The organism is Marinoscillum sp. HNIBRBA16962, assembly GCF_057801515.1.
Genome location: NZ_CM173603.1, coordinates 2918614 through 2944414, shown reverse-complemented (window position 1 = coordinate 2944414; position 25801 = coordinate 2918614). Strand labels below are relative to the sequence as shown.

17 protein-coding genes are annotated in these 25801 nt (G+C 45.8%); 6 read left to right on the top strand and 11 right to left on the bottom strand.

What is annotated here, in order from left to right; all coding sequences use genetic code 11:
- Positions 1 to 7: 7 nt before the first annotated feature.
- The 3 genes from AC3E9V_RS12345 to AC3E9V_RS12335 form a co-directional block, all read right to left on the bottom strand.
- The gene (locus AC3E9V_RS12345; protein WP_488753509.1) at positions 8 to 697 is read right to left on the bottom strand and encodes a DUF6250 domain-containing protein; all 690 of its coding nucleotides are present in this window, start codon (positions 695 to 697) and stop codon (positions 8 to 10) included.
- A gap of 306 nt (positions 698 to 1003) precedes the next feature.
- Entirely contained in the window at positions 1004 to 2437 is a 1434-nt protein-coding gene (locus tag AC3E9V_RS12340) for a glycoside hydrolase family 28 protein (RefSeq protein WP_488753508.1), read from the bottom strand.
- A gap of 18 nt (positions 2438 to 2455) precedes the next feature.
- Positions 2456 to 5146: an exo-rhamnogalacturonan lyase family protein gene (locus tag AC3E9V_RS12335; RefSeq protein WP_488753507.1), complete on the bottom strand. Its 2691-nt coding sequence runs from the start codon at positions 5144 to 5146 to the stop codon at positions 2456 to 2458.
- A 533-nt stretch (positions 5147 to 5679) separates the two neighbouring features.
- Between AC3E9V_RS12335 and AC3E9V_RS12330 the strand changes: the two genes are divergently transcribed.
- On the top strand, positions 5680 to 6765 hold the full coding sequence (locus AC3E9V_RS12330; protein WP_488753506.1) for an ice-binding family protein: 1086 nt from the start codon (positions 5680 to 5682) through the stop codon (positions 6763 to 6765).
- A 584-nt stretch (positions 6766 to 7349) separates the two neighbouring features.
- On the top strand, positions 7350 to 8021 hold the full coding sequence (gene trhA, locus AC3E9V_RS12325; protein WP_488753505.1) for a PAQR family membrane homeostasis protein TrhA: 672 nt from the start codon (positions 7350 to 7352) through the stop codon (positions 8019 to 8021).
- A 29-nt stretch (positions 8022 to 8050) separates the two neighbouring features.
- Here the strand turns inward: trhA and AC3E9V_RS12320 are convergent, their stop codons facing one another.
- On the bottom strand, positions 8051 to 8692 hold the full coding sequence (locus AC3E9V_RS12320; RefSeq protein ID WP_488753504.1) for an SPOR domain-containing protein: 642 nt from the start codon (positions 8690 to 8692) through the stop codon (positions 8051 to 8053).
- A gap of 264 nt (positions 8693 to 8956) precedes the next feature.
- Positions 8957 to 9547 carry a DUF7103 family protein gene (locus AC3E9V_RS12315; RefSeq protein ID WP_488753503.1) on the bottom strand — a complete coding sequence of 197 codons (591 nt, stop codon included), beginning with the start codon at positions 9545 to 9547 and terminating at the stop codon, positions 8957 to 8959.
- 289 nt (positions 9548 to 9836) lie between these two features.
- Here AC3E9V_RS12315 and AC3E9V_RS12310 point away from each other — a divergent pair, with 289 nt between their 5' ends.
- The 3 genes from AC3E9V_RS12310 to AC3E9V_RS12300 all read left to right on the top strand — a co-directional run bounded on the left by AC3E9V_RS12310 (position 9837) and on the right by AC3E9V_RS12300 (position 11007).
- Positions 9837 to 10253 carry a hypothetical protein gene (locus tag AC3E9V_RS12310; protein ID WP_488753502.1) on the top strand — a complete coding sequence of 139 codons (417 nt, stop codon included), beginning with the start codon at positions 9837 to 9839 and terminating at the stop codon, positions 10251 to 10253.
- Positions 10254 to 10442: 189 nt separating this feature from the next.
- Positions 10443 to 10670 (top strand): DUF433 domain-containing protein, encoded by a 228-nt coding sequence (locus AC3E9V_RS12305; protein ID WP_488753501.1) that lies wholly within the window; start codon positions 10443 to 10445, stop codon positions 10668 to 10670.
- A 1-nt stretch (position 10671) separates the two neighbouring features.
- The gene (locus tag AC3E9V_RS12300; RefSeq protein ID WP_488753500.1) at positions 10672 to 11007 is read left to right on the top strand and encodes a DUF5615 family PIN-like protein; all 336 of its coding nucleotides are present in this window, start codon (positions 10672 to 10674) and stop codon (positions 11005 to 11007) included.
- Positions 11008 to 11212: 205 nt separating this feature from the next.
- Here AC3E9V_RS12300 and AC3E9V_RS12295 read toward each other — a convergent pair whose 3' ends face one another.
- Both AC3E9V_RS12295 and AC3E9V_RS12290 read right to left on the bottom strand, forming a co-directional pair.
- On the bottom strand, positions 11213 to 14593 hold the full coding sequence (locus AC3E9V_RS12295; protein WP_488753499.1) for a DEAD/DEAH box helicase: 3381 nt from the start codon (positions 14591 to 14593) through the stop codon (positions 11213 to 11215).
- A gap of 176 nt (positions 14594 to 14769) precedes the next feature.
- Complete coding sequence (locus tag AC3E9V_RS12290) at positions 14770 to 15456, bottom strand: energy transducer TonB (protein WP_488753498.1); 687 nt, start codon at positions 15454 to 15456, stop codon at positions 14770 to 14772.
- Positions 15457 to 15698: 242 nt separating this feature from the next.
- On the opposite strand from AC3E9V_RS12290, the gene AC3E9V_RS12285 reads away from it, so the two are divergent.
- Entirely contained in the window at positions 15699 to 16283 is a 585-nt protein-coding gene (locus AC3E9V_RS12285; RefSeq protein ID WP_488753497.1) for a porin family protein, read from the top strand.
- 206 nt (positions 16284 to 16489) lie between these two features.
- On the opposite strand, the gene tnpA is transcribed toward AC3E9V_RS12285, so the two are convergent.
- The 4 genes from tnpA to AC3E9V_RS12265 all read right to left on the bottom strand — a co-directional run bounded on the left by tnpA (position 16490) and on the right by AC3E9V_RS12265 (position 25800).
- The gene (tnpA, locus tag AC3E9V_RS12280) at positions 16490 to 16942 is read right to left on the bottom strand and encodes an IS200/IS605 family transposase (protein WP_488753496.1); all 453 of its coding nucleotides are present in this window, start codon (positions 16940 to 16942) and stop codon (positions 16490 to 16492) included.
- 179 nt (positions 16943 to 17121) lie between these two features.
- Entirely contained in the window at positions 17122 to 19377 is a 2256-nt protein-coding gene (gene tamL, locus AC3E9V_RS12275) for a translocation and assembly module lipoprotein TamL (protein ID WP_488753495.1), read from the bottom strand.
- The gene (locus AC3E9V_RS12270; RefSeq protein WP_488753494.1) at positions 19361 to 24349 is read right to left on the bottom strand and encodes a translocation/assembly module TamB domain-containing protein; all 4989 of its coding nucleotides are present in this window, start codon (positions 24347 to 24349) and stop codon (positions 19361 to 19363) included. The genes tamL and AC3E9V_RS12270 overlap by 17 nt, the downstream gene beginning before the upstream one ends.
- 737 nt (positions 24350 to 25086) lie before the next feature.
- Positions 25087 to 25800: a DUF6339 family protein gene (locus AC3E9V_RS12265; RefSeq protein WP_488753493.1), complete on the bottom strand. Its 714-nt coding sequence runs from the start codon at positions 25798 to 25800 to the stop codon at positions 25087 to 25089.
- Between the last annotated feature and the right edge of the window lies 1 nt (position 25801).

Sequence of the window (25801 nt, the reverse complement as noted above, 5' to 3'; positions counted from 1 at the left end):
GCTCTGGCTACTGGTTCTGTTTGTAAATCCGAAAATCATCTATGACCTGTCTGGACTGGGTAGTTCTGAAACCAAAATAGCCAACGGTTAATGGCTGTGGGTCTTCATAAGAAAAAATTAAACGATCATCCATATAGTACTTCGACGTACCATCTGCCACCGTTATTTTGATGGTGTACTCTTTGTTTGGCTCCAGGAGATCTTCCTTGTCAGTCAAATCCTCTAAAAGTACGCGGTTTCCGTCCCCGGTATATTTTCTGAAACGCGTGGTGGTATTTGTATTACCCCCCACTCCTACATAGTATAGTGACAGTGAATCGTATTGCTCGAAAACGCCACTCCTGGTAAATAAATTTTCGTTTCGCGGATCAGTAGCCATCCAAAACTGATTGAGATCGGATACCCTGTCATTCTTGCCATCGTCCAGAACCACCGTGCGCTTATACTCGATAGTAAAGGGAGCTGATAACTTTTTATCCAGCCAGATGGTGGCGCCCGCATCCACATCAACAACCAATTTGTCGTCAACAATGCCAATGGAAGAATTGGGTGAGGAAGGCCCCTCTATTACCCAGTTGTCCAGCGATTGGTCAAAATCATCTTTGTAAATTAACGCTCCCTGGTCTGTACTGCTTTGACAGGCAGTCAAAAAGCAAACCGAAAGGAAAACTAAGTCATACATATTTCGAATATTCATGTGGATATAATTTGGCTATTGACTATGACCATTGGCCTTTGACTATTGGCTTTTAGCTGTTGGTCATTGGCTATAGTTTTATTCATTCTCAGTTGGTATGCCATCAGGCTTATGCTCATTTCATGTGTTCAAAGTTGTGAAATTAGCTATTTGCTTCAACCCTTTGATTGCGGCCGGCTAGGCATACCCGGCCTGCCTGCAGTAGCCACTTTCGGCAGAGGCAGGTTGGCCTGCGCGGCCCGGTATTCTCAATATTTGGGTCGGACCGCGTAGGTTGAGACTACGCGTCCCGGCATCATGCTCATTTCAAAATATATTAATGTCTTCAAATCGATCCGGGTGAGCAGAAATTCCCTTAAAATTGTTCATTTCCAAACCTGTGACATCTTCTGCCTCCAAGGCATGAGTGTAGTATTCGGGAAGATTACTCCCCCATTTTACACTGCAGTTATTCAGGATAATTTGGTCCACAAACCGGAGGTGAAACCCGGGATTATGATGCTGCTCGATTTCAGGGTAAACTTTTGTCGGTCTGTTGTCAAAAAGCCCTCCCTTATAGTTGGTATGTCGACTGAGCGTCAGGTTTACGTTATTCAGATGAACGTCCCTGATCCTACTTTCCTTTGATCCATTGATCCTGGCGCTGTTTTCTGATTTCCCGGATATATTCTCAAAAGAAATACCGGTTATCGATCCCAATTTGGTATCAGTTGTTCTGGGATAGGCCGTCAATGAAATAGCCTCGCCCCGGCCCCACCAGGGATCTGAATGATATCTGGATACGAATGAAATATTTTTGAAAGAAATATCGCTAACATTTCCTTCATCGCGCAACTGAATAGTAAGTCCGCGGCAGCTGGTTAAAATTTTGCAATCCCTAAATTCAATATTATAAATATCCTGTGTGGTTTCTGTGCCAATTTTTAGTCCTGAATCCTGAGTTTCAAGGACACAATCAGTGACCAAAATATCGGATGACGGTCCATAATTTTTTTCCTGTCGTGTGGTCTTAATGACGATGGCGTCATCACCGCACACAATATGGCAATTGCTGATGCGGACATTGCGGCAATGATCCGGATCTATGCCATCACAATTAGGAACATCCAGGTCATTTCGAATTTTAATATTATCAATGGTGACATCTTCACATCCCAACAGGTGTAAACTCCAGCTCGGTGCCTTGTAGATAGAAATATCATGTATTGCCAAATGGTTGCAGGCCGTTAGCATAAACAATCTTGGTCGCCATTTTTTAGGTCGCCACCATTCATCTACGGTATCATAGTGACTCATAAATTCCATGGCCCGACCATTGATGCTCCCGGTTCCACTGATAGTCAAGCTATCAGCGCCATCGGCGACAATAGCAGCCCGACCGGAATAATCCGAAGGGTTGGCGCTGACCAACAACTCCGCATCTCCCTCCAAATGAAAATCAATATTTCCTTTGAGTTCCAAAGTGCCTATCAAATATTTGTAACCTGATTTCACTATCACCCGGGAACCTAACCCTATTTCCGCAGCGGCATCAATCGCCTTTTGAATAGGCAGCGTATCCAGCGTGGCACCATTACCTGTAGCTCCAAAATCCATCACATTAAACACACGCTGTCTTTGTCTACAACCTGCCATCAGGGTGTAAGGTATTGTTTGCAATCCAATGGCTGCACCCAACACCATTTTATTGCCCAATTCCAAAGCACGACGCCTGTTTATAAGTTTGTTTTTTTGTCTCATGGTATCCCGGATCGTTTGTTATTCAGTAAACACGACATGGTCATCAGGAATCTGGTCACCTACTAATTCCAATAATTCAATGGCATTGAGGCACCACTGAGCGGTGTGGTTCGTAGAAACATTTTCTACTTCCACTATAGGCTCCAAACTCTCATGTCCGGTGACCGGCTTCATATCGAAGGTGGTACGCCGTGGTTTTTCATTGGATCCAAGGAAATAACCCCAGGCCTTTTTTGCGTAAGCCTGATCTCCTTTAGCATAGGCATAGTACGCTGGGAGTCGGGCATACCATGGTCCCGGATCTCCGAGCTTTACTTCTTGTCCAAATTCCTTCTTTATTTCTTTGTCAGTGGCCCCGTAAAATTGACAATACTGTAGCCATAACTTATTCCATGTCTGATCCGCGAGCAAATCCGTCAGCTCATAGGCCACCTCCGGTCCCCCCATCAAGACCGCCAAATGTGAGTATCCCATTTCCGTCCCGTCAATTTTAAATAATTCGTGTGAATCCGGATCATACCCATATGCAAAACCGGTAAAGAAGCCCTGCGGCATTTCAGAGAAGTTATTGACACCCGTCATAATCTTTTCGCGGTACTTAGTATCTCCGGTTCGTTCCCAGGCTGTCATCCAGTTGCCGGCAAGCGCCAGCCAATCGGGTCCTAACCTGACACGTGTCTTGAAATCGGTCTCATCAAGCACCATTCTCAAGGGATCCAGATTACCAAGGGCCTCATTGGATGCCTCTACACTGGCTTCCATCAGATCTCCTGTGCGCTCATCGGTGGTCAGGTAATAATAATACCGGTTAAGCGCGGCCTGCGCAACCCTTACTTCTTTGGAGCCATCCCCCCAGTGTCTCACATTGTGGCGTGACCCCAGTCCGTTGAACCGGCCCAGGTGGTAGACGTCCACCTCTGAGTTGTGACGCGTCATAGCCTCAGCCATTCGAAAGATATCTTTCCGACCCGTCCGGAGGTAAGAAGTCCAAAGCCACATGTTGGGCATGAGCTCGGTATTGTCCCAGGCATACCCGCCAATATCGTATCGCCAAACGTGCCTGGTTTCGTCATAGGCATGCATCACATCACCGTAATCCCAGAAGCCATACCAATTTCGAGCATCAATCTCTTTTTTGTAATATTCGATGGCATTGTCTAACTGGTCTTCAATCCAGGCCTTACCCCTGGAGCTTCGATCCGGCAGACTCCAGATACCCAGAGCTGATACTTCGTGCATGTACTCCGGTGAAGCGGTGATCAGGGGCGGTGCTATAGCCTGTTCATTGATCTGATGCAGTTTTTCAAGGGTGGGAACGTCCGGGGAGGCGAATAGCAGGATTTCGCTTGTTCTGGCTACTCCGTGAGGTGTGCTAAAACCGGGCTGAACATCCTCATAGCTTGCTTCCAATCCATGACCATAGGCCAGCGTGTCATAGGGCCGCAGATCCATGGCCTGGCCATCCGGTGACCAAAACCAGGCACGTACTTCAGCGAGATCTGTCCGGGCATTTCTGACTTCCAGGGATGAAGGAACGGACTGCCAAAAATCTTTGACCGCTACGGAAAGGCCACCCGACACATCGCCTGCAAATACCAACCCTCGTGAACGTCCCCCTGCCCCGGCATCTATCCAGGCACTTGCAGTATTGGTTCTTTTCCTGATCGTAAAGCCATCGGCATTACCCTGATACAGCTTGTAGTCGTTCCATGCAGCGAAATCATCGATCAATCCCTGATCCCTTGGCGAAAATGCTGCTCGATTGGGTACACGCTCGCCGACTACCTGGTCCGGATACGGATTTTTACCCTCCTTATCGGTAATCCTTCGACGACCCACTAAGGGCTTAACTGGTTCATCCCAAAAGCCCTGATCTTCACCAGAAAAACGGACATGTCTATTCTGAACTTCCTCATTCATCGGGACATCAAAAATCACTCCGAGACCAGCAATGAAATCCTGATACTGATCGCCATCATAGATGATGGTATGGATCATTTTGATCGTCGGCTGGTCTACATAAAAATATAACCGAACCACAAAAGGCAACCATTTTCGTTGATCAGACACGTGCCTGCCTTCGAGTTTGACGACCGCTCTCACCGGCCCGTTTTGCTCAAGGGTTACTTTGTCAAGCTGACCTATGAATCGCTCCCGTGGCGGTTGAGCACCAAACTCAACATCAGGGCCATTTTGCAAGATGCAAACAAGCCTTCCTCCGGACGAGATCACCTCTTCTCCGATCCGGATCGATGACAGGATCGCATTCCCTGATTTCGGAATTTCACACGAAACAGCGCCGGTATTGATCCGGATACTCTTTTCATTTTCGGTAGCATCCAGTTGCCTGATCGGATCCTGTGTCCCTGTCTGTTTGGTGCTGAGGGTAAATCTGGTCGTCTCCTTACCGCTGGTGACTGTACTAAACCCGGCCCATTTCACTGACCCATCCGGCCAAAAAGCCAAAGGCCATGTTTGGAGCGGCAATTGGCCTCCATCCTGATCGGTGAGCCTGTATTGGTCGCCTGGCTGTATTTTGCCTTTTGCGAAGGGGACGCCCCAGCTCACTCCTGTGGAAGAGCCGGGTGCCTCACCTCCTAGCCAACCAAGGTCTACCTGATCCGTACTTTGAGAATGCGCAACGGTGCTCAATCCCAGGAATACCAGGCAGATCATCAAAATTCTTTCCAGTTTTATGCTAATGCTCATTGCAGCCAGGGTTTATATCGATAATATCCCTGAACATACGATGCCTTATTTTAAAAACCGTCCTGTGCTCTCCCGAATGTGAATTTCATATAGAGAAATTCAACAAACCTGCTCCATTACCGCTTAGTCGCTACTTGACAAAAGACTACTCAGCCTCCGGTGGATATTCCGGTGATACGAGCCCCCTAAAGCGAGGTTAGTCTTCAGTTGGAACTTTTCCAATGGAATGGCTATGCCAAAACATATACCTGCAGGCAGGTTGTGAGCATTCAAAGAATACTCGGCTATAATGCTGTAAAGCTAAAATAAGCCAGTTGCTATTCCGCTACTGACCCTGACGGTGAGCACAGACTCGTGCACAGTCGACCAGGTATCTCCACCCCTACCGAAGGACCTTCCTGATCGTAAACGCCTGAATATCAGTCATTTTTAAGTGATAGATGTAACTCTTTCTTTTTAGTGTGTAATGCTTAGGTAAGTGAAGCATATGACCTTTGTGGTTGTAACAATTACACATTTTAAATAAACAAATTATGAAAATTCAAAAAGGACTGATGGCATTTATTATGCTCTCACTTTTAATTATATTCAATACCGGCTGCAGTAAGGATGCTGATAAAGATCCGGATCCTATGGTGCCGCCTACTATTGCTTCAACGGATCCTGCCAGTGATGCAACCGATATCTCCAGGGATAAGTCGGTAATTATCGTTTTTGATGTGGTCATGGATTCGTCCACCATAAACACCAATACGTTTACGGTTAAACAAGGCACAACATTGCTAGCGGGAGCAGTAACCTATGACGGAACCACTGCTACCTTTACACCAAATAGTAATCTTGCTGCCAGCACAACCTATTCGGCAACCATCACAAATGGTGCAAAGAACCTTGACGGAACAGCTCTGGCACACAATACGACCTGGGACTTTACCACAGGCGGCTCTTCTGAAGTGTTAGGCGTTGTGGAACTTGGTGGTTCGGATAATTATGTGATCCTTGCAAAAACTGCAATCAACAACAGCTCAACTTCGACGATCACGGGTCATTTAGGACTAAGTCCTGCTGCCACCTCATACATTACCGGTTTTGCTTTGGTTGATTTTACAGGTTATGCTACCTCATCACAGGTGACAGGAGAGGTATATGCTGCAGATATGGCAAACCCCACTCCTGCTACGCTTACAACGGCTGTAAATAACATGATTACTGCCTACAATGATGCTGCCGGAAGGCCTTCTCCGGACTTCCTGGAACTTGGTACCGGAAACATCGGAGGCATGACGCTGACTGCCGGCCTGTATCGATGGACAAGTACGGTTACAATACCCACAAATTTGACGCTTTCAGGTGGAGTTGATGATGTTTGGATCTTCCAAATTGCTGGTGACCTGGCGCAAAGTGCAGCGGTAGCCATCACCCTGGAAGGTGGTGCACAGGCTAAGAATATTTTCTGGCAGGTGGCCGGTGAAGCGACTCTTGGGTCCACCTCTCACTTTGAAGGGAATATCCTCTCCATGACCGGAATTACCTTCTTATCCGGAGCTTCCATCAATGGACGCGCTCTGGCTCAAACAGCGGTCATTCTGGATGCTAATACCATTACCAAAGTCCAATAGATTAATGCGGATCTTCGCTTACTATCAAAAAGCCACCCACAATAAACCGGGTGGCTTTTTTGATGATAAATAGGGCCACCAAATCCCTATTCAATTAGCTGTTCCTTCTTAAGAATTTCGTAATGCTAATATTTCCTGAGACTTTTACTAGTTCTTTGTCAAGTTATAATTAAGCAGCAAAAGGGGTATGGGTTTGATGAATTTTATATAACCCCCATCAGCCCCCTTTGAAAAGAAAAGGGGGAATATTTGTATCAAACCCATACCCCACAATGATCATTCGTCATAACTTGACATAGGGCTAGTGTCATGATTCTTAAATAGGCCCACTAATTCATGCCATCACTAGTTGATGAAAACCCCTGTTTTATAAAGCAAAAAGTTGAGTGATGGCATGAATAGTTAGTTTACTTTCTTTGCAATCCCTACACTAGTCCTCATACAATGTCGTTTAATTAAGTCCATTTTATCCCTCTCAAGAGAGGGCAAGGGAGAGCGTCAAAAAGTTCCTTAACTAAACGACATTGAATCCTCACATGACAATTTTATTTATATTAATTTCATAGCAGGTTATTCATATTAGTATGGAAACACAATCAATGATCGGTTTTGAGGAACCAATTGATTCCTGGAGTCACTTACTTGGAGCCGTGGCGGTAGCTGTTCTTGTGGTCAAACTATTCAAAAAAGACGGAATGGGCAGAAGACATCCGGTTCCGATATTGATTTTTGGGTTTTCATGTATTTTCCTGCTTTCTATGAGTGGTGTGTACCACCTGCTGCAAAGGGAGACTACTGCCCGATATGTGTTGAGGATACTTGACCATGCAGGGATTTTTTTACTGATTGCAGGGACATTAATCGCTGCGCATGAAGTGCTGTTTTCAGGGTTAATGAAGTGGGGGGTTATCATTCTTGCTTCAACAATCGCCACCCTGGGCATCACCTTTGGAACCATCTATTTTGATGAGCTGCCCGCTTACATGACCCATACAGTATTTATTGCGTTTGGATGGCTGGGGTTGGTATCTATTATAGGGATTTGGAGATTAAAGAATGCCATATCCGTCAAGTACTTAGCCTATGGTGGGATTGCCTATACAGTTGGGGCCATTATCGACTGGATTGGATATCCGGTCATTTTTCGGGGCTATTTAGGTGCTCATGAACTCTTCCATATAGCCGTATTGGTGGGTGTTACATTTCATTGGATTTTTCTCCTAAACTCAATTAGGAGTATTGAGGAGAAAAGATGAGGTGGCTTTATTTTGATTCCCGGTGAGAATTAATACTCCAATACCCAAACCCCGTTTCCATAGACACTAAATGATGTTAAAGCGGCCTCCGCTTGCTCCCTGGTATCATAATCACCAAGTGACACCCGATAATAAAAATGATTAGGAGCATCATGCTCAATGATTTTGACATTATTACCTTCTTTAGCCAGTTTGCTTGCATAATCCATCGCCAGATCATCATCTATACTACTGGATACGATAATGTAAAAACGTCCGGTACGCAAAGAAACTTTTTCAACTATTCCAGCTGCTCTTCTAGCCTCTCGTGCTGCTATTTCATCCAGTTTTGCATTGACTAATGCCAATTGGTCCTTAGGGTATTGTTCGTTTGGAAAGAGGGATGATGCTTCAGTGTACAGGGACTGTGCTGCTTGCCAGTTCTCCTGTTCAAATTCCACATCGGCATCTTTGATCAACTGGTCATATTTAGCTTTGTTCTGTTCGGCTATTTCCTTTGCTTTTTTCTCAGCCTCTTCTTTTGCAATTTGCTCCAGACGTGCTTTTTCTTTTGCCTCTTGTTCAGGCTTATACATGAACCAATACCATCCGCCTGCCAGTCCAGCCAGAACTAATACCAGGATTACAATGACTACTGCGGCCTTACCGCCTTGGTTAGAGTGCTCACTCATTAGCTTAATTAACTTTTTAGATTAAAACCCAGACAAGTCAGATATCTCATGGGATCATCTGACCCTTATGGTAAATTATGCATTAGAGCATAATTTAGGTTAAAGGTAACTAAATGGTAATAGATTGTATCATTATCCTCACACATCGCTCTTATATAAGCTTGTCCGTGTTGGATGATATAGATAAGTGATTGAAAGAAAGGATTTGTGAACAAGAGCAGTCCTTTGCTCAAAACACTTCCGAACCAACCATCTATTCGTGACTCATTTCTTCCGGATCCCTCTCCTGAGCCAGGCTAGCCCAAATGCCCATAAGGCCACCGTCTCCCCCCAGAAAACCCCGGTTTCATAGCCCTGAAAAAATGCAAAAATGGCAAACGCCAATCCGACCATTACCAGCATCCCCGTTACTTTGTAAAACATCCTGAAATAAGGGGCATTTGCAAATTTTAAAAGCACAACCAATCCCATTAAGAAAAGAAAAAGCACGGCCGAAACATTGTGGATCCATCCCCTAATGGAATCATTATGGACATAAAAGATCTCTGGCAACGAAGTACCTTGAAACTTAGTGGGAACAAGTGCCACAATCAACGCAAATGCTCCTCCAGCGTTTGTAAGGACATTTTCACTAGGTTTTCCTGGCGAAGATTCGGTACCCCGATAGGTAACTAAAATAAGCGCGAAGCTGATAAGTACTCCCGTAAAGACCGTGCTCATTTTTGTATAGTAGTAATAGCTAATTGATCCTTCCACGTAGAATTGGTTCCCGATGATCAGCAGGATGGGAAGGGCAATTCCAAGGATACCAATAGCCCTCCGGAGGGCACGATAGGAGTAGTTAATGGTTTGCATAAGTAGGTGTGGTTAAAGTGCAGTAGTTCTTAATCTGAATTTTTTTATTACAAGATATCCTTTGAGTAAAGAATATCCAATACCCACTTTTAGGTATTTTTCACTTAACAATATGATCTACAGAAGATTAGGTTGTACTAAATAGCGGTATGGAACAATCTGATATCCGGCAAACACCATTATATATTCAAACCCGGAAATTGGATTATAATTTCGTATATTTATTAAGCTGAAATCATGCAAAGACTTCTAATGAATAATCCGGGTTAAAACTTAAAATTTGACCGAAATGAAAACGCAGGTATACAGTATTCCGGGTAAAATGATCGGTGAACATGATACCGACATCAATGGGATGATCGATACGTGGACGGATTTGTTGGTGTCTTTAGAAAGCTTTAAATCCTGTATCTATGATATTGGGCTGTCGTATGCTGAGGAAAACGGGATAACCACCTGGATAGTCGATACAAGCAAAGCTAAGAATGTTTTCAAGAAAGAGGTTCAGGAATTCATCGAAAGCACAGTAGCTCCAAAATGTTCGGAAATTGGGATCAGGTATTTCTTCGTTGTTTTGCCGATGGCGGCATTATCCAGGATATCCGCCCGGCACGTAGCAAAAATCAATGCAAATCAGAAGAGCATGCAAACCATTCAGGTAAGAAGTATCGATGAAGCGCTTGAACTGCTGGCTCAAACCAGCTGAAGCTTTGTGTTCAGGTGTGGCATGGTAAACCTTTTGAAAGTCATCGGATGACTATAGCGCTAAAGGAAAGAGTCATCCAATGACTAAGGGCGGGGTTTAAAAGCTGTTGGTGACAACCCGCCTGCGGCAGGCAGGCACCAACAGTGCGAAAATTCAAATAATAAAAAGCCTTAAATTTGTAATTATACCATGAAAGATTATCTGCAGTACATAAGTATCAATCCGGAAATACGCTTTGGCAAACCTTGTATTAAAGGAACACGCATTGCCATTATGGACATTTTACAATGGTTGGCTTCTGGCATGACAGAAAAGGAAATCCTGAAAGACTATCCATCCATTAAAAAAGAGCATATACAGGCAGCACTCTATTTTGCTGCTAATCGTGAAGATATGATTAAAATGGTTAGCGCCTGAAATGAAATTACTGCTTGATGCCAACCTTTCCTGGAGGCTTTGTAGGGATCTCGCACATCATTTTGATGAGGTAAAACACGTTGACAATATTGGTCTCGAAGTACCAGCAAAAGATCATGAGATTTGGCAATGGGCTTATCAAAATAACTTCCTGATTGTCACGAATGACGAAGATTTCCTTGATCTGCTTATGGTTAAAGGATTTCCACCTCAGATTGTTCTTCTTCGCACCGGAAATCAAAGTAATCAATTCATTATGGATCTTTTGATTCGACACAAGGAGGATATTCTGAGTTTGTCGGGATCGGATCATTATGGTATTATTGAGATTTATTAGATGAAGGACAAAACCACAGCCGTATAGCAAAGGAAAGAGAAGGGAAATCACCCAAAGAGAACCTGGAGTATTAGGAAGCTGATGGTGACAACCCGCCTGCGGCAGGCAGGCACCAACAGCGGCTAAAAGGGCGGGTTCTTACCCTAAAAGGCTTATGGTGACAACAGCGACTAAACGCGTCTGACAGATATCACCGGAAAAAAAATCACCGCAACAACCCCAACAGGTCTTTCCTGGAAAGTGACTTAAAAAATCCATTATCTGATGTAACGAGCCCACCTGCCAGCGCTTTCTTGGCAGCCTGAAGCTGCATGATCTTCTCCTCTACCGTGTCCGGGCAGATCATGCGGATGGCGGTAACGTTTTTTTGCTGCCCGATCCGATGTACCCGGTCTATCGCCTGATCCTCTACAGCAGGATTCCACCAGGGGTCTACCAGGTACACATAGCTGGCTTCCACCAGGTTGAGGCCGGTCCCTCCTGCTTTCAGGCTGATCAGAAATACCCGTTTCTCATCCCTGGACTGAAATGCATTCACCACCGCTTCCCGGTCCCGGGTGCTTCCGGTGAGTATGGTATAGCCGATATTCCGCTTCTCAAGCTCAGCTTTGATGAGCTCCAGCATGGTAACAAACTGCGAAAAAACCAGCATCTTGTGGTGTGGGGCGTTGTCCTCGATCTGCTCCAGCAACACTTCCAACTTGGCGGCCAATCCCATGCCTTCCACCTCGCGATCATCGATCAGTCGCGGAGAGTTGCAGATCTGGCGTAACTTGGTTAATCCACGTAGCACGTACATGGTCTGCTTATCCACGTTATCAACTGGAGTAGCTTCCAGAAAGTCTCGAAATTCCTTCTCATGAGCATCATAGATCTTTCGCTGCTCCTCCTTCATCTCGCAGTACAGCACCATCTCGGTCTTTTGCGGTAGTTCGCTCGCTACCTGCTCTTTGGTCCTTCGAAGCAGAAATGGCTTGATCTTTCGCTGAAGCTCTTTAGCTCGACGATCGTCTTTGAACCGGTCAATGGGCACCGAATACAGCTCTTTGAAAAACTGCTTGCTCCCCAGCAACCCCGGACAGGCAAACGAAAACTGACTGTAAAGGTCAAACGTGTTGTTTTCCACCGGTGTACCCGTTACAACCAGCTTATTACGGGACTTCAGAAGACGCGCGGCTTTGTAACGTTGTGATTCAGGATTCTTAATCTGCTGGGACTCGTCCAGGATCACGTAGTTAAACGCATAGTCTTTGAGGAAATTGATATCCGTGAGCAGGTTGTTATAAGAGATCAGGATCACCTGATGCTCATCAAAACCGGAGGTGGTTTTTTGCCGGTCCGGTCCGTGCTGGCTATGGACTTTCAGCGCGGGCGCAAACTTTGCGAGCTCTGCCCGCCAGTTAAACATCAAAGTGGTAGGCACCACCAGCAGGTTCGTGTTCTTGCCGACTTTCTTTTGCTGGAGCAGGAGAAATGCGATAAGCTGAACGGACTTACCGAGTCCCATATCATCGGCCAGGCATCCGCCAAAGTTGAAGTCGTCGAGGAAATTGAGCCAGCTAAGACCTTCCCTTTGGTAAGGTCTTAAGGTGCCGTTAAGCTCCTTCGGAACTTCCGCTTCTTCTATAGCGCTGAAATCATTGATTTTCTTTCGGTAAAGCTGCAGCTCCTGGAGCACAGATTCATCCAGCATCCTGTCTTCAAACAGCTGCTCGATGGATTCAAAGTTGACTTTTGGGATACCCAGCGTATCATCGTCGATGATCTCTGCGGCATTGAAGTAATCCGAAAACTTATCGACCCATTCCTGTGGCAGGATGCCAATGGTCCCGTCACCCAGCCGGATGTATTTATTTCGGTTCTTAACGGCAATATGCAGCTGCTTCAGGGAGGCTTTTTTCTTGCCAAATTTCACGGCTATTTTGGCATTGAACCAGTTGAAGCCGCTTAAGACCTTAATGTCTACTTCTCCTTTCTGCGGATTGAATTTATTCCCCGGGATCTCATTGAAACCCAGCACGGTGATCCCGTGATTTTCCCATTCTTCAAAGACATTTAAAAACCAGGTGTCATCCAGAAAGTCCCGCTTATGCAGGTAAAAGTGATCGAGGCTGTTTTCCAACTGATCTTGAAAATCCGGATGCTGACGCGATACCAGTGAAAGCATGGCAATTTCAAGCTCTTTGTTTCGTCTGACGAAAAAGGACTCCCCCTTGTCGTCAGTTACATACACCTGCTGCTTTGTGCGAACAGAGATCTCGGACTCACCATAGCGTACTACAGGAACGATCATCACATGCTGCCCAAAATCCGAGAGGTAAATGAGCTTTTCTGTTTGATTATCAATCAGTTGCAGCTGTTCAGCGCTGGCCTCCGGCAGGTAATTATAAGTCACCGGTACCTTATCGTCTATTCGCTCCAGAAAGTGTGCCTTAAACTCCTGAAAACGAGACGCATAAACGGTAATACTTCCCTCCTTCTTGCGAAACATGCTGATCAGTCCAAGCGAGGCAGGATTGTCCACCAGGTAAAAGGTGCTGTCGATCTCCAGGAAACAGCCGTAATGCACCGGGATGTCTTTCAGGTCATAGTTCTTTTTACCGCGTGAGACTTTGGCCTTCAGCTCATACACTTCATCTGTTTTGGATACATCCAGAGTTACCTCACCATCAAGGATACTCACCTGGACCAGTCGCAGAGACGTTGCTGTCACCTTTTCGGAAACATCCGGGAGGTGGTAATAAATGGGATAACGGAGCGGATTCCGGATGATGGCCCTCAAAGCCGTGAGCTCCTGGATGGACAATGCTTCTTCTGAGCGCCGCTGAAAGCGAACAAGTCCCATCAGGAACTTAAGCTCCTCCGGGTCGGTAGCATTCCAGAAGCGCTCCTGTGCATTGACCTGCCCGATCGGATTTTTCAGTTTCCCGTCTTTGGTCTGCTGAGCCTGATGCAGATCCACTACCAGGTATTTGTAGTATTTATGGTGTTTGAGTACAATGAGATTATCACCGCCAGTGCTGACGACTTCCGGAGGTTTGGAAAGACTGTTTGGAAGGATCTGCTCCTGTAGCTCGCCAAGGCTTTCCCTGGTGATGGGGATTAGTCCGGCCTTTTTCGGTGAAATACGCGCCTTGCCACGAACGAGCTCCACCTGGAAATGCGGATCCAGGTCTTTTTCTTTTTCCAGCCCATAGTCAGCAGCTATCCGTCGCATCCGGTCGTTACGCAGAGACGAGTTGAAGAAAAGCTGCAGCTCCTCACCCATCAATGCATTCAGCGCCTCGATCTCATGCGGGCAAAGCCTGCCGGGATCACTGTCACAGTCACAGAAAAGGATCGTCTGCCCCTCTGCCAAAGGCATGCCTCCGCACTGCTGAACGATGGTGACCAGGTGTGACTTGTTAGCCTCCGGGATCAAAAAGACGGCCTGGTTGATGGAGATGTCTTCCGGGTAAAGCTGACGAGCGCTGCCTCCTTCGGCAAGAGGTGGAATGTGGTAAGCGGGATTATCTCCCTGGTCAAAGACCGGGAAATCAAATACAAACCGATGTTTTTGGAAAGAAGAGCCGGCTATCTGGTTCATTGTTTACCACAGGTGTTTCTATGGAGGGGACAATCTAGTAAAAAGTGGTTAGGTATTGAATGGTGTGGTATGAAAAACCCCTGGCAGCTGAAAGGTTCAGCTAAAATGCAAAACAACAATGCCAATAGCTATGTCCACGAGTGGGTAGCTATTGGCATTGGAAGTATGGCTAAATATCAGTGAAGCCTAAAAGTAATAGGCAGTACCATGCGCACCTTTACTTCTCGTCCACGTTGCTTGCCTGGATTCCACCTGGGTGAGTTTTTCAGCACCTCTGCTGCTACCTCGTCGCAGCCTGCACCCAGCCCTTTTACTACTTTCACATCAGTTATAGAGCCATCCTTATCGATGACAAACTCCACAAAGACTTTACCGGAGATGTTTAACTTCCTGGCCATATCAGGATAAGTAATATTTTTGGATACATACTTGTAGAAAGCATCTACTCCTCCCGGAAATGAAGGCATGGTTTCTACGAATACCATTGTCTCGTCTACAATTTCTTCAGGAGGACCTTCTATAATATCCACTAGTACATCCAGGTCCGGATCCAGGTCCACCGACACTTCTTCTTTTACAGATTCCGGAAGTTCATCCACTACGAGTACGGATTGAGGATTTTTGACCTTTGGCTTAGGGGGCATTGGTTTGGGTTTTGGAGGTTTTGGCTCAGGTATTTTTGTGATCGGCACCTCAAAGATGTCTTCAAACTCATCCGCAGGCGCGTCCAGATCCATTCCTTCAATTTCCCCTTTCCAATTAAAGGCTACAATGACTACTGATAGTGCTACTACCAAACCGATGTTGAAGAAAAGTGGTCGCTTTCCTTCCAGATCATGTGATTCATTTTTCTTTTGTTCCATTATATATTGGATTTAAATGGTTATTGATTTCAGAGCATGGAGATACTCTTTTTATTGCTATCAATCCCGATTTTCTGAAAAGTCACATTAGATGTCGGTTTCTCGCCCATTACATATGTAAAATATTGGAGGTTCTGTGTAACATTTTAGACGGTGAGAACGCTCACCTTTGGTTCGGCTAAGCCTCTGTTCCTTAAAATAAGGGATAGGCCTCCTGAGCCAAAAAAAACTAACATATGCATATGAAACTCTTCCAAATTATTCTTATCGCAGCAGCCATCATGGTTACGACTACTGTAAAGGCTCAGCGTTCAAATATAGGGATTAAAGGTGGCCTGAATTTGTACAACCTTGTCAATGAAAACAGTAACACGGGCAAAGCTATTGTGGGTATTCACCTGGGTTTGATCAGTCATATTCACTTAAATGATCAATTTGCTATTCAGCCCGAAGTTGTTTTGTCTACCCAGGGATCGGAATTTGAACCCGGTGGTTCTAAAATGCGCTTAAACCTGAATTACATCAATGTACCCGTATTACTACAATACATGTTTGATAATGGCTTCAGGCTTCAGGCTGGTCCTCAGATTGGTTTTTTGGTAAACGCAAAAACCGAAGTGACAAATGCTGAATTCAACCACAAAGATGACTTTGAAACGATTGATGTAGGAGCTGGTCTCGGCATGGGTTATATTAATCCTGGCTCTAACTTCGGAGTTGATGCCCGGTATAACCTGGGGCTTTCTGACATCAATAAAAACAGTTCGGTCATTTCTTACAACCGGGGATTTCAGGTGGGTGTGTTCTACCTTTTCAGACATAATTAATACGCCCCGGTCACCTGGTAGATATAGGGATACCACATCAGGTCCCTTTTCTGGCAGCTATCTATATTCATAAGTATTACTAAAACAAACCGATAATTTTATGACAAAGCTCCAAAGGAGCGGTATCAATAGCGGAGGGCAAAGCCCTGCGATAAAGATACATTCCCGTAGCAAAGCCCTGAAGGGGCGTAATCATTGGAAGCAACTCAGTCCCAAACATACCTTTCATCATATTCCACATCGTATTTCTTTAAAAACATCCGATACTCCTCCTGGAAAGTCTTCTTTGTATGATGTTCGTCCTGGTTGATAATGTAATTTCTAACAACTTCAATTTCCGTTGGATTAATTGAAAATGCACCATACCCGTTTTGCCAGTAAAAATTAGCGTATCGTTTTCCTTTTGTTTTCATCCATTTGGAAGAGTGAGCCTTAGTTTCCTCTAACAGTTTCATCAAAGCAATTTTTCTGGATAGGAGGCAAAGTATATGAACGTGATCTTTATGCCCTCCGACAATGATAGGATGGCACTCCAAATTTTTACATATACCGCCAATATAAGCATATAATTCATTTTGAATTTCTTTGTCAATAAGGGATTGCCTGTTTTTTGTTGAATAAATGATATGAATGTAATTTTTGACTAATGATTGTGGCATAGTGCACTTTATTACACCCCGTTGGGGCTATGGTTGAACATTGCAATAACTTTGGGCTACACCCTAAGCTATTTGATTCCGCTCCTTTGGAGCTCTCATAAAACTACTATTATTTTCTTAAGTAACGACTATAATGAAACACAAGCCCAGACGGCGATGTTAAACTTGACAAAGTAGGATTAAAAAGGATACCCAAAGGCAAAATTGAAAAGCAGCTCGTCGATACCAAACAGGAACCTGTCCCCTGCGGGCCGGGTAGGTTTTCGGATCGGGAATGCAAAGTCTCCCCGGATGACAAAACCCTGGATATCTACACGTAGGCCTACGCCTGTGCCCATACCTAACTCAGCCAGGAAGTCGGATGAGAATTTTCCACCGGGCAGGTCTTCGTTAACCTGCCTTAACCACACATTGCCGGCATCTACGAAGGCCGCACCGTGCAATATGCTGATGATCGGGAAGCGGTACTCTATGTTGGCTTCCAGCTTGATGTCCCCCGTCTGGTCGAAGAAGGACCCCACATCATTGGACTCTGGCGAGTAGGTGCCGGGCCCAAGCGCCCTGATCCGAAATGCCCTGACACTATAGGGCCCGCCGGAAAAGTATTGCCTGGAATACGGCATGGTTTCCGAATTGCCATAAGCAACACCTATACCACCGAAAAGCCGGGTAACGATCTTTTGGCTTCCAAAGGTGAATTGGTAATGAATATCTCCGTCTACTTTGGAATACTGAGCATATTGCAACCCTAGAAATTCTTCTTTCCCAGTCAGGCTCAATAAGCCGCCGACCGTTTCAAACGTACCAATAATGAAAAGGGGGTTTTTGATCTTATTATTACTTAGTTCACTGTAAGTAAAGCTGTAGTTGAGCCCGCTGATGAACCGCTGGTCGAAGCTGCTTGCCAGAAAAGAGTTGCCTTCAAGAATGTCTTCAAATTCGGGTGTGGTATTGGACAGTTTTACCACATTCACATCTACAGGATTCAATTGATGATAAATGTATTGGGAGGCATTCCAGGTATAGCCGAATGAACCGCTAAACGTCTGCAGGGTGTATAATTGGCTGCGGTTGAAATACTCCACACCCAGGGATATTTTTGTTTTTGGAACTTCATATTTATACTTATCTACAGGGTTTATGGGGATCAGGCGTGGTAATATGAGGTTCGTATTCAACCCAAACTGAGTGCTGCTAAGCCCGGAATTTTTACCATCAGTGAGTTGGGTCAGGTAGCCTACGTTCCCGCTAATGTTGAGTAATTCGCCACCTTTGAAAAGGTTTCGGTTGGTGTATGTGAGCAATAAGTTTGGCCCTGTAAAGTTATTGGATTGCATTATGGCCTGCATTTCCGCGCGGATGGAGCGTTTATTCAAAGGGGATAAGAATATCTTGGTATTTAAATAACCAAGGGTATCGGTAGAGTCCGGTTTACCTACCTCTTCATAGCGGATGTTGACAAATTTGTAAGTACCAATAGTAGAGAGCCTTTTACTGGTGACTTTTGATTCTTGTGGATCGTATTTTTCTCCCCCATCCAACAGGATGTAAGTAGTCAGGCGTTTGGGTTTGAAAAAGATTCCGTTTTGAATGAATTCGATGTTTCTGAGGGTGATCGTATCCATGCCGGAGGTGGTTTGACTTTCCAGCGAGTAGTTGGGGTAAACTTTGATGGAGTCAAGCATGTAGGGAATGGTTGACTTATGCGGCACTTCATTTTTCAACCGCAGGAAGAGGTCAAACTGACGTGTTTCATATTGGTTGGTATCTACCTCGAAGATCAGAAAGTCCGAATTGAAATTGTAGTAACCATTGGATTTGAGGTATTCGTCTATCCGCTCCCGCTCGGATTTGAATTTTTGCAAGTCAAACCTCGTACCCGGCTTTAGCAGGGTTTTTTCCATGGAGTTTTTAATTTCGGCATGTATCCGGCGGGCAGAGGTATCGAGGCTGTAGGTCTTTAATTCGTATGGAGGGCTTACTTCCACGTCATAGTTTACCCCTGTAAAATGCTTTCCCGGCCGAGTCAGTGAGTTTACCTCGCTTCGGAAAAACCCACTATTTTCCAGTCTATTGGAGATGAGTTCTTCTGTTTTTTGTATGTCTATATCCGAAAAGTATACGGGTTCTTCACCGATCTTCTTATTGATGAACTTTGTGATAAAGCTCCCTTTGTCATGCCGGACCCTGTAGTGTACTAGTAGCGGAAGCCGCCATCCCAGGAACTTCGAGTTTGGTTTTGGGTACAGCAGGTTTTCCAGCTCGCGCTGTATATCAGACTTGTCTTTTGCCTTTTCTGCAAAAGAAAGGTTAATATTCGCGCCCTTATAGAGCTTTTCATCCTCGGGGATGTATTTGGTCACGCTACAGCTAAATACCAATGGCCAGAGCAGCAACCAGTACATGTATTTTTTGGAATTACTTTTCCGAGTCATTTGCAGCTTCTTCTTTTTGCTTATCCGTATTACCCCACAGGTCGCTGAATGTGTTGAATTCCCTGTTAAAAATAAAACCTAGTCCGGTAACGATCAGCTGGCCGTCGATCACATTTTCAAACTCGTTTTTGCGAAACCCTTTAAGTCGATAGCGGCCATTTTCAGTGAGCAGGTATTCCAGGCTGACATCTCCCAGCATAGGCACTCCCTGCGAAGTTTCCTGGCCACTTCCTTCAATGTTTACTTCACTGCCTACTTTTACAACGAGCCGGTCATTAAAAAGCCTTTGCTGGGCGCTCACGTCCAGTTCGGTCCGGGCCTGACCATCTCCCTGGGTGTATGAGCTAAGCCCAAAATCCAGGTTAAAACCACTATCGCCGACCAGTTTGTCCGATAGGGTGTTGAGCTGGCCGGAAAGGATCTTGCTCACATTGTCCCGGGCGATGGATTCTGCCCCTCCTCTGCTGCCATCACTTCCGGATGCCGGAAAGAAACGGTTCATTACCAACAGGGCAAAGACCTGCTTGTTCAGTTGCTCTTCCTGACTGTTGATCTGCTGGATGCGGGCATATACCTGACCGCCCAGTTTCCCCTGCTCGCCCTCAGGCATATCCAGCCGGAAGCTAAGCGATGGCTGTAGAAGGGAGCCTTCCACATTGAGGTAGACCAGAAAGGGCAAACGCTCCTGGTAACGTAGAGCTTCCGTTTCACTTGCGGAGGAGGTCTGGGTAGCCATCAGGGGGGCGGCCGAAGTGCTCACCTCATAGCGGGCAGTTACATTAAGTTGTGCTTCTGTCGGTTCGCCGCTCCAGGTAATGCTACTCTCCGAGTCAATACCGAAGCGTCTCTTCACCAGGTTGTAAAGGCTGGCCTCATAATGTCCGTCACTGATGTCATATCTGCCATACAGGGAGGTGCGCCCATTCGGATCGATATTCATGGCAAAGTCACCGGTGCCGGATACCTGGAAATTGTCCCCGGTGCGTTCATTGATCACGATCTTAAAAACGGAATTTTGCTCCACCTTCAGCTCTATATCCACATCCGTGCCTTCCAGCGCTGCGGAGGTGGTCTGTTCTTCTTTTATCCGTGTGAGGATGTCATCCGGGTTTTCCCTGTTGACAAACAACACCACCCCTTCACGTTCTATCACCTGAAGCTGTGTTTCAGGTACTACAAAGGTAAAATTTGAACCTTCGTTTACAGTGGCATTTCCACGAACGATGGGAACATTGAGATCACCACGGATGGTAAGGTCTGCGTTCAGGCTTACTTTACCGTAAAACAATTCAGCAGCTTTGTCACTGGAATTTAATACCTGGAACCTGGTTGCTTTCAGCGAAAGGTCAAATCCGGGATTTGTAAAGGACTCGGTGGTGATTTGCCCGTCCAGGGTAAAACGGTTTTTGTCAGCATCCAAAACCGTGAAGTTATTCAGCGTGATGGCTGCATTGTCAATGCTCAGTTGCTCAGCTGGTAAAGTAAACCGGGTACTGACAGCAGTAGCTATAAAAGTAGCCTGGTCGAAGTTGATCTTCCCGGAATACTCCGGAGATCCCGGGCTACCCGTGATATTCATGTTCCCGGTAATGACCCCACTGGCTTCAGAAATATGCTCAGGAGCAAATTTTTCCAGTACCTTCACCTGAACTTCGTTGAGCGCCAGATCGAGATTTAGTGAAGTATTTTGTTCATCTACGATATAAGAACCCTCCAGCTCCAGCTCGGCATTGCCTCCTGTAAGGGCCATGTTGAAGTTGTAATTATTTCCGCCTGCTGAGGACCCTTTCATCGAAAGTGACCCCATATCAGCCTGCCTGATCTTAAAGCTGTCAATCCGCAGATCTGCCAGCAGGGCTGATTTGTTAAACACATCTTCCACTGTTATTTCCCCGTGTAGCATGCCGTTGGCAAGCGGTTCTTCCTGGTTGAGGTAGTTCGTAAGTGTGCTCAGCTTAAAGCCCTGGAATGCTATGTGGATATCCTCATGGCCGTCATTTAAAGATCGTTTTACTTCCACTTCCTGTCCATTACGGTGGAGCCGGAAATTCCGGAAATCGATGTGATTATCAACCATGATGATCCGGTTGTCCGGCGGTACTGACCACTCTTTTTGGCTAAGTAGCAAGCCTTCAGGCTGGATGTGGAAGTAGGTAGTGTCCCCGGATAATTCAAATACGGACTCAATGCGTGAGAATGGTTCTCCGTCATCCAGCGCATGCAGGGCCACATGGAGCTTTTCCTGGTCCAGCTTCCCGCTTAGAAAGGTTCTTTCGATCATCAACGGCGCGGCATCAATGGCTGTCCATCCGGCCTTAAATTCCAGTTTGCCGCTGTCTCCCTGTACCTCAAGACCCAGGCTGTCTATCACATTGCCGTCGTAATCAATGTACGGGGCGCTGAAGTAAGCGGTGAGCTTGTTTTTTGCCTCCTGAAAATCCATTGACAGGACTACTGGTTCGTACCTGTTCAACCGGGTCAGGAATACATCATTGATAAGCGGGTCCTGCTTGAGGGCGATGTTCGCCTGCATTTCGACCGGGTTTCTCACCGAGTCGCGTTTAGTGTCCGGGTCCAGGTATTCAGCTAACTGGCTCCGGACTGCCCGGTTGATTTCGGTTGGGCCTGCATTTGAAAACAGGTTGATATCGATCAGGCGGCTTGTCACTTTGATGCCCGTGGTGTCCTCGCGGATGTGCAGATCAGCCGTTAGTTGATCGAACGGGTAGGAATCCCGCTGGTAGACGACCAGGGCATCTGCTACGGTCATATTTGCATCAAATTCCTCCGGGTTTCCAATAAAGTCTATAGTAAACTTCAGCTGGGTGCGGATATCCTGCCGGGTGATGCCGAGTCTTTTCAGATCAGCACCTTTCAGGTTAAGGACCAGGTTTATATTGGAGCTGGAGGAGTCCAGGGTAAACCTTGAGTCCAGGTCCATATCGAGGTTTTCATCCTTGTAATTCACGGTGACTTTTCCATCACCATTTTCCATCTGTCCCTGGAGAGCTAGGGCCGAGAAGTCATACCCGTTGAGCTCCAACTGGTGGAAATCAGCTGTCAGCCGGGCATCCAGGGTGGCCAGCTCGGTCCCGCTTCCTTTCAGGTTCAATACTGCAGACACTGCTCCCACTTGATCGTATTGGAGGATCCTATCCAGTCGCAGGGAATCCGTCTCCAGCCTCAGGTCAAATGAAGTGTTGTCGTTTTTGTTTTGGTAATCGCCACTTAACCTGACTGTACCCTCGGAGGTGTTCAGGGTGTTTTCCGTGTGGATCTTGTTGAGCGCGCCTGCGGCATTGCCTGTTAGTTGAACTTTAGCAGGCACCGAAATACCCATACTGTCAGGCAGAAAGGTCATCAGGTCCCCTTTGGAACTGGTGATGGAGTACCACAGCTTGTCCAGCATAAGCGTATCAGGCGAGGTGATATTTCCTATCGTCCCGTCAATGGATATTTCGGTGGCACTACCCCACTTGATGTGGGTTTTTTGTGTAGTTATTTGATTGCGGTCGCCGCTTGCCTGAATGGTAGCGTTCAGAGGTTTGGCAGCAATTGACCTGAAATAGGTGTTTCGGGAAAGGGAGGGTGCAAAATAATAAGCTTCCCCGATGTTGATGTCAGCCAGGTCGAGCTTTAGATCAAAGGACGCTGCTTCCGGGCTTTTGATCACCGCGGCAATGGACGGGCAGGAAACAGTGACAGCTCCGGTGACCTGGTTTCCTTCCGTAACAAGGTGCAGGTCCGAGACGGCCAGCTTTTGGTCGCTTATGTCGAGCTGGAGATCAAGGTCTTTCAGCATGAACCCGCTTCTTTCCCAGAAATTCAATGAAGAGATGCGGACGGAGGCCTGCCGGTCTTGCAGGGACAGGTCTGCTATTTCAACCCCAAATCCATTTACGGCAAGTACCGAAGGCTCAAACACGCCGGGTGTAGGGCGAATGGTATCGGTATGAATGTGGATGTTGTTGTCCGATAGCGTAATGTCTTTAGCCACTACCGTCCAGTCGGGCCATTCAAATGATGAGGAAGAAGTGACTTTAGCGGTATCCGCCGAAGTAGACGTGGCAGCGGTTCTTAGCTTGAATTCCGTGTTTGCCAGGAAGAGTCGGTCAAGGTCGATTTTCTGTGAAGCAATGTCTGCCAGGGGCAATTCCATTTCCAGCTCCCCGATGTGGGTGTCTGCATGAAATTGGTCCGGCGCAGCGCTATAAGTGGCTTCTACGTTATAGATGTTGAGTTCTTCCACCATAAATACCGGTGCAGTGGATCCGGAACTGGCGTCAGTAGATGCAGGTAGCGATTTGTGCTGTTCGTAGGACATCCGGGAGTTTTTCAAAGTCAGCTCCTCCACATCGAAACGCATGCCTTCCAGGTCAAGCTCATTCATTTCCAGGAGCAGATTCCCCAGGCTGAGTGATGCTTCTATTCCCATTTCCTTGTCTATAAAGGACAGGTCAAAATCGGAAAGGGAGATTTCCCCAACCTTTATTTCCGGGTTGGATGCGCTTTTTGAAGTTTGGTTGTCCGTAGTGTCTGATGGCGCAAAGGCCTCAACAATGAAATAGAAATTGTACTCACCAGCCTCTGGCCGGGAGACGTTTGCGGTAAGCCCCGACCAGTCCACGAACTTCACATCGATGGTTTCGCCCTTTATCAGGGGGAGCAGCGCCACGGATACTTCCAGCGACCGGGAGTACACCAGGGTATCTCCCTGCTGATCTTCCAGATAGAGCCCTTCCAGGTAGGCATTTCCCGTAAAGGTCAGAAACAGCCTGTCAATGGAAAATTTCGTATCAATCTTCCCGGATAGAAAGTCTGATGCTTTGGATACGATAAAGTCCTGTCCCCAGGAACTTCTGATCACAAGGACCAGGGTGATGAAAAGGATCACCAAGCTCATGACGATCCATCCTAATATCTTTAGGGTCTTTAGCGTATATTTTTTTAAGATCCTTCTTGCTTTGGTCATATATGAGTCACAAGGACTATTGGTCAATTAACCTAAGGTACCATCAGATATGATAAGAATTTTAAACCGTATTTGTTTAAGCGCGGTTGCTTCTGTGATGGCGTTTAACGCGGATTATGCATTACAATTTCGTTATAGGGGTTAAAAACCTTAACAGGATTACCAGATAGCCTGTAAAGCTGAATTAGTATTACGATTTGAACTGTAAAGCCAATGAAGGATTAACAACCTGCGCCAGACGAGAAGCAAGCTGCGTTCTGGCAGTTAATACCTGAGGCCTCCGCGTGGTATCCTGCGTTCTCCGTGTTATAAGCTGCGTTCTCCGGGAAGCAACCTGCGCTGTACGAGAAGAAGGCTGCGTTATAGTAGCTAATGCCTGAGGTCTCCGTGTTGAACACTGCGTTCTACGAGAAGCAACCTGCGTTCTCGGGGTTATAAGCTGCGCTCTACGAGAAGCAACCTGCGCTGTACGAGAAGAAGGCTGCGTTCTCCGAAATGTCGCCTGCGTTACATTTAGGGGGCTAGCTCTATGGGATCGTATGTGGGGCGGGACAGGCTGGTTATTGCTGTTGGCTTACGGATAAAATGCGAATAACATTTTTTGAAAGGCCTTTCTATAACTGAGGATATCAGAAACATGACCCGTGGAAATTTTTAGCAATTATGGTCCCTTAAAGCTGATCGATATTAGAAAGTGGGTGGAGTTGGGACCATTTGTTCATGAAACAATTTCTTTGCTAAACGATTGCAGCGATTTCTGTTCGTATTTCTGATTGATTCAGTAAAGGGATATTTTTAACCCCACCCATAAGGTTAATCTTTCTGAGCAACTCTCTTCTCTTATCCTCTTTTTCAAGAAATAGCTTATTTTCTAAAAGAAATTGTAAAATGGATTTTCTAATGTTCTCACTAGATCCCAAATACCTTTCCAATAATCCAGCTATAAGGTCCGCTCTTGACGCTAGAACTCTCGTTAACTCATACTTATCTTTTCTTGTCTCATCAACAGTCAGATATGCAATCCACCATAACCTGGAGATTCCATTTCTTGATAAATTGTTTAGAGAAAGGTTTCTTAAGTGGTATCTATTGTTAATGCGACTTTTCATTTTCTGCTTATCAAGACCCTCTAAAGGCCATCTTTTTTTCATATAACTCCAAAACATGGTATGAGTAAGACAAGTCCAGAGCCTTGGGTCAGATGCTGTGGTTAAATTGATGTCCAATGCTTCAAAAATTTTAATTGAGTTGTCAATATCCTCCTTTGGTGATCCTGAAGAATTATTAATCTCATCCAATGTCTTTTGATCAACCACCAACCCAGTTTCACCAACAGCATAAGAATCATTTTGAAAACTATTTTCTTCGATCATATATGAATCGGGATTCTGCTGAGACTCAGTATAAAGCCGCTCTATAAAGCTGTTTGTAAAAACTCTTATCTTATTCATG

What these genes read in the sequence shown, in the direction of transcription:
- AC3E9V_RS12320 (WP_488753504.1), bottom strand. Translation starts at nt 8,692, where the DNA reads ATGAGTGAGCACTCTAACCAAGGCGGTAAGGCCGCAGTAGTCATTGTA.
- tnpA (WP_488753496.1), bottom strand. Translation starts at nt 16,942, where the DNA reads ATGCCACAATCATTAGTCAAAAATTACATTCATATCATTTATTCAACA.
- AC3E9V_RS12340 (WP_488753508.1), bottom strand. Translation starts at nt 2,437, where the DNA reads ATGAGACAAAAAAACAAACTTATAAACAGGCGTCGTGCTTTGGAATTG.
- AC3E9V_RS12270 (WP_488753494.1), bottom strand. Translation starts at nt 24,349, where the DNA reads ATGACCAAAGCAAGAAGGATCTTAAAAAAATATACGCTAAAGACCCTA.
- AC3E9V_RS12295 (WP_488753499.1), bottom strand. Translation starts at nt 14,593, where the DNA reads ATGAACCAGATAGCCGGCTCTTCTTTCCAAAAACATCGGTTTGTATTT.
- AC3E9V_RS12310 (WP_488753502.1), top strand. Translation starts at nt 9,837, where the DNA reads ATGAAAACGCAGGTATACAGTATTCCGGGTAAAATGATCGGTGAACAT.
- AC3E9V_RS12285 (WP_488753497.1), top strand. Translation starts at nt 15,699, where the DNA reads ATGAAACTCTTCCAAATTATTCTTATCGCAGCAGCCATCATGGTTACG.
- AC3E9V_RS12290 (WP_488753498.1), bottom strand. Translation starts at nt 15,456, where the DNA reads ATGGAACAAAAGAAAAATGAATCACATGATCTGGAAGGAAAGCGACCA.
- trhA (WP_488753505.1), top strand. Translation starts at nt 7,350, where the DNA reads ATGGAAACACAATCAATGATCGGTTTTGAGGAACCAATTGATTCCTGG.
- AC3E9V_RS12265 (WP_488753493.1), bottom strand. Translation starts at nt 25,800, where the DNA reads ATGAATAAGATAAGAGTTTTTACAAACAGCTTTATAGAGCGGCTTTAT.
- AC3E9V_RS12305 (WP_488753501.1), top strand. Translation starts at nt 10,443, where the DNA reads ATGAAAGATTATCTGCAGTACATAAGTATCAATCCGGAAATACGCTTT.
- AC3E9V_RS12330 (WP_488753506.1), top strand. Translation starts at nt 5,680, where the DNA reads ATGAAAATTCAAAAAGGACTGATGGCATTTATTATGCTCTCACTTTTA.
- AC3E9V_RS12345 (WP_488753509.1), bottom strand. Translation starts at nt 697, where the DNA reads ATGAATATTCGAAATATGTATGACTTAGTTTTCCTTTCGGTTTGCTTT.
- tamL (WP_488753495.1), bottom strand. Translation starts at nt 19,377, where the DNA reads ATGACTCGGAAAAGTAATTCCAAAAAATACATGTACTGGTTGCTGCTC.
- AC3E9V_RS12335 (WP_488753507.1), bottom strand. Translation starts at nt 5,146, where the DNA reads ATGAGCATTAGCATAAAACTGGAAAGAATTTTGATGATCTGCCTGGTA.
- AC3E9V_RS12300 (WP_488753500.1), top strand. Translation starts at nt 10,672, where the DNA reads ATGAAATTACTGCTTGATGCCAACCTTTCCTGGAGGCTTTGTAGGGAT.
- AC3E9V_RS12315 (WP_488753503.1), bottom strand. Translation starts at nt 9,547, where the DNA reads ATGCAAACCATTAACTACTCCTATCGTGCCCTCCGGAGGGCTATTGGT.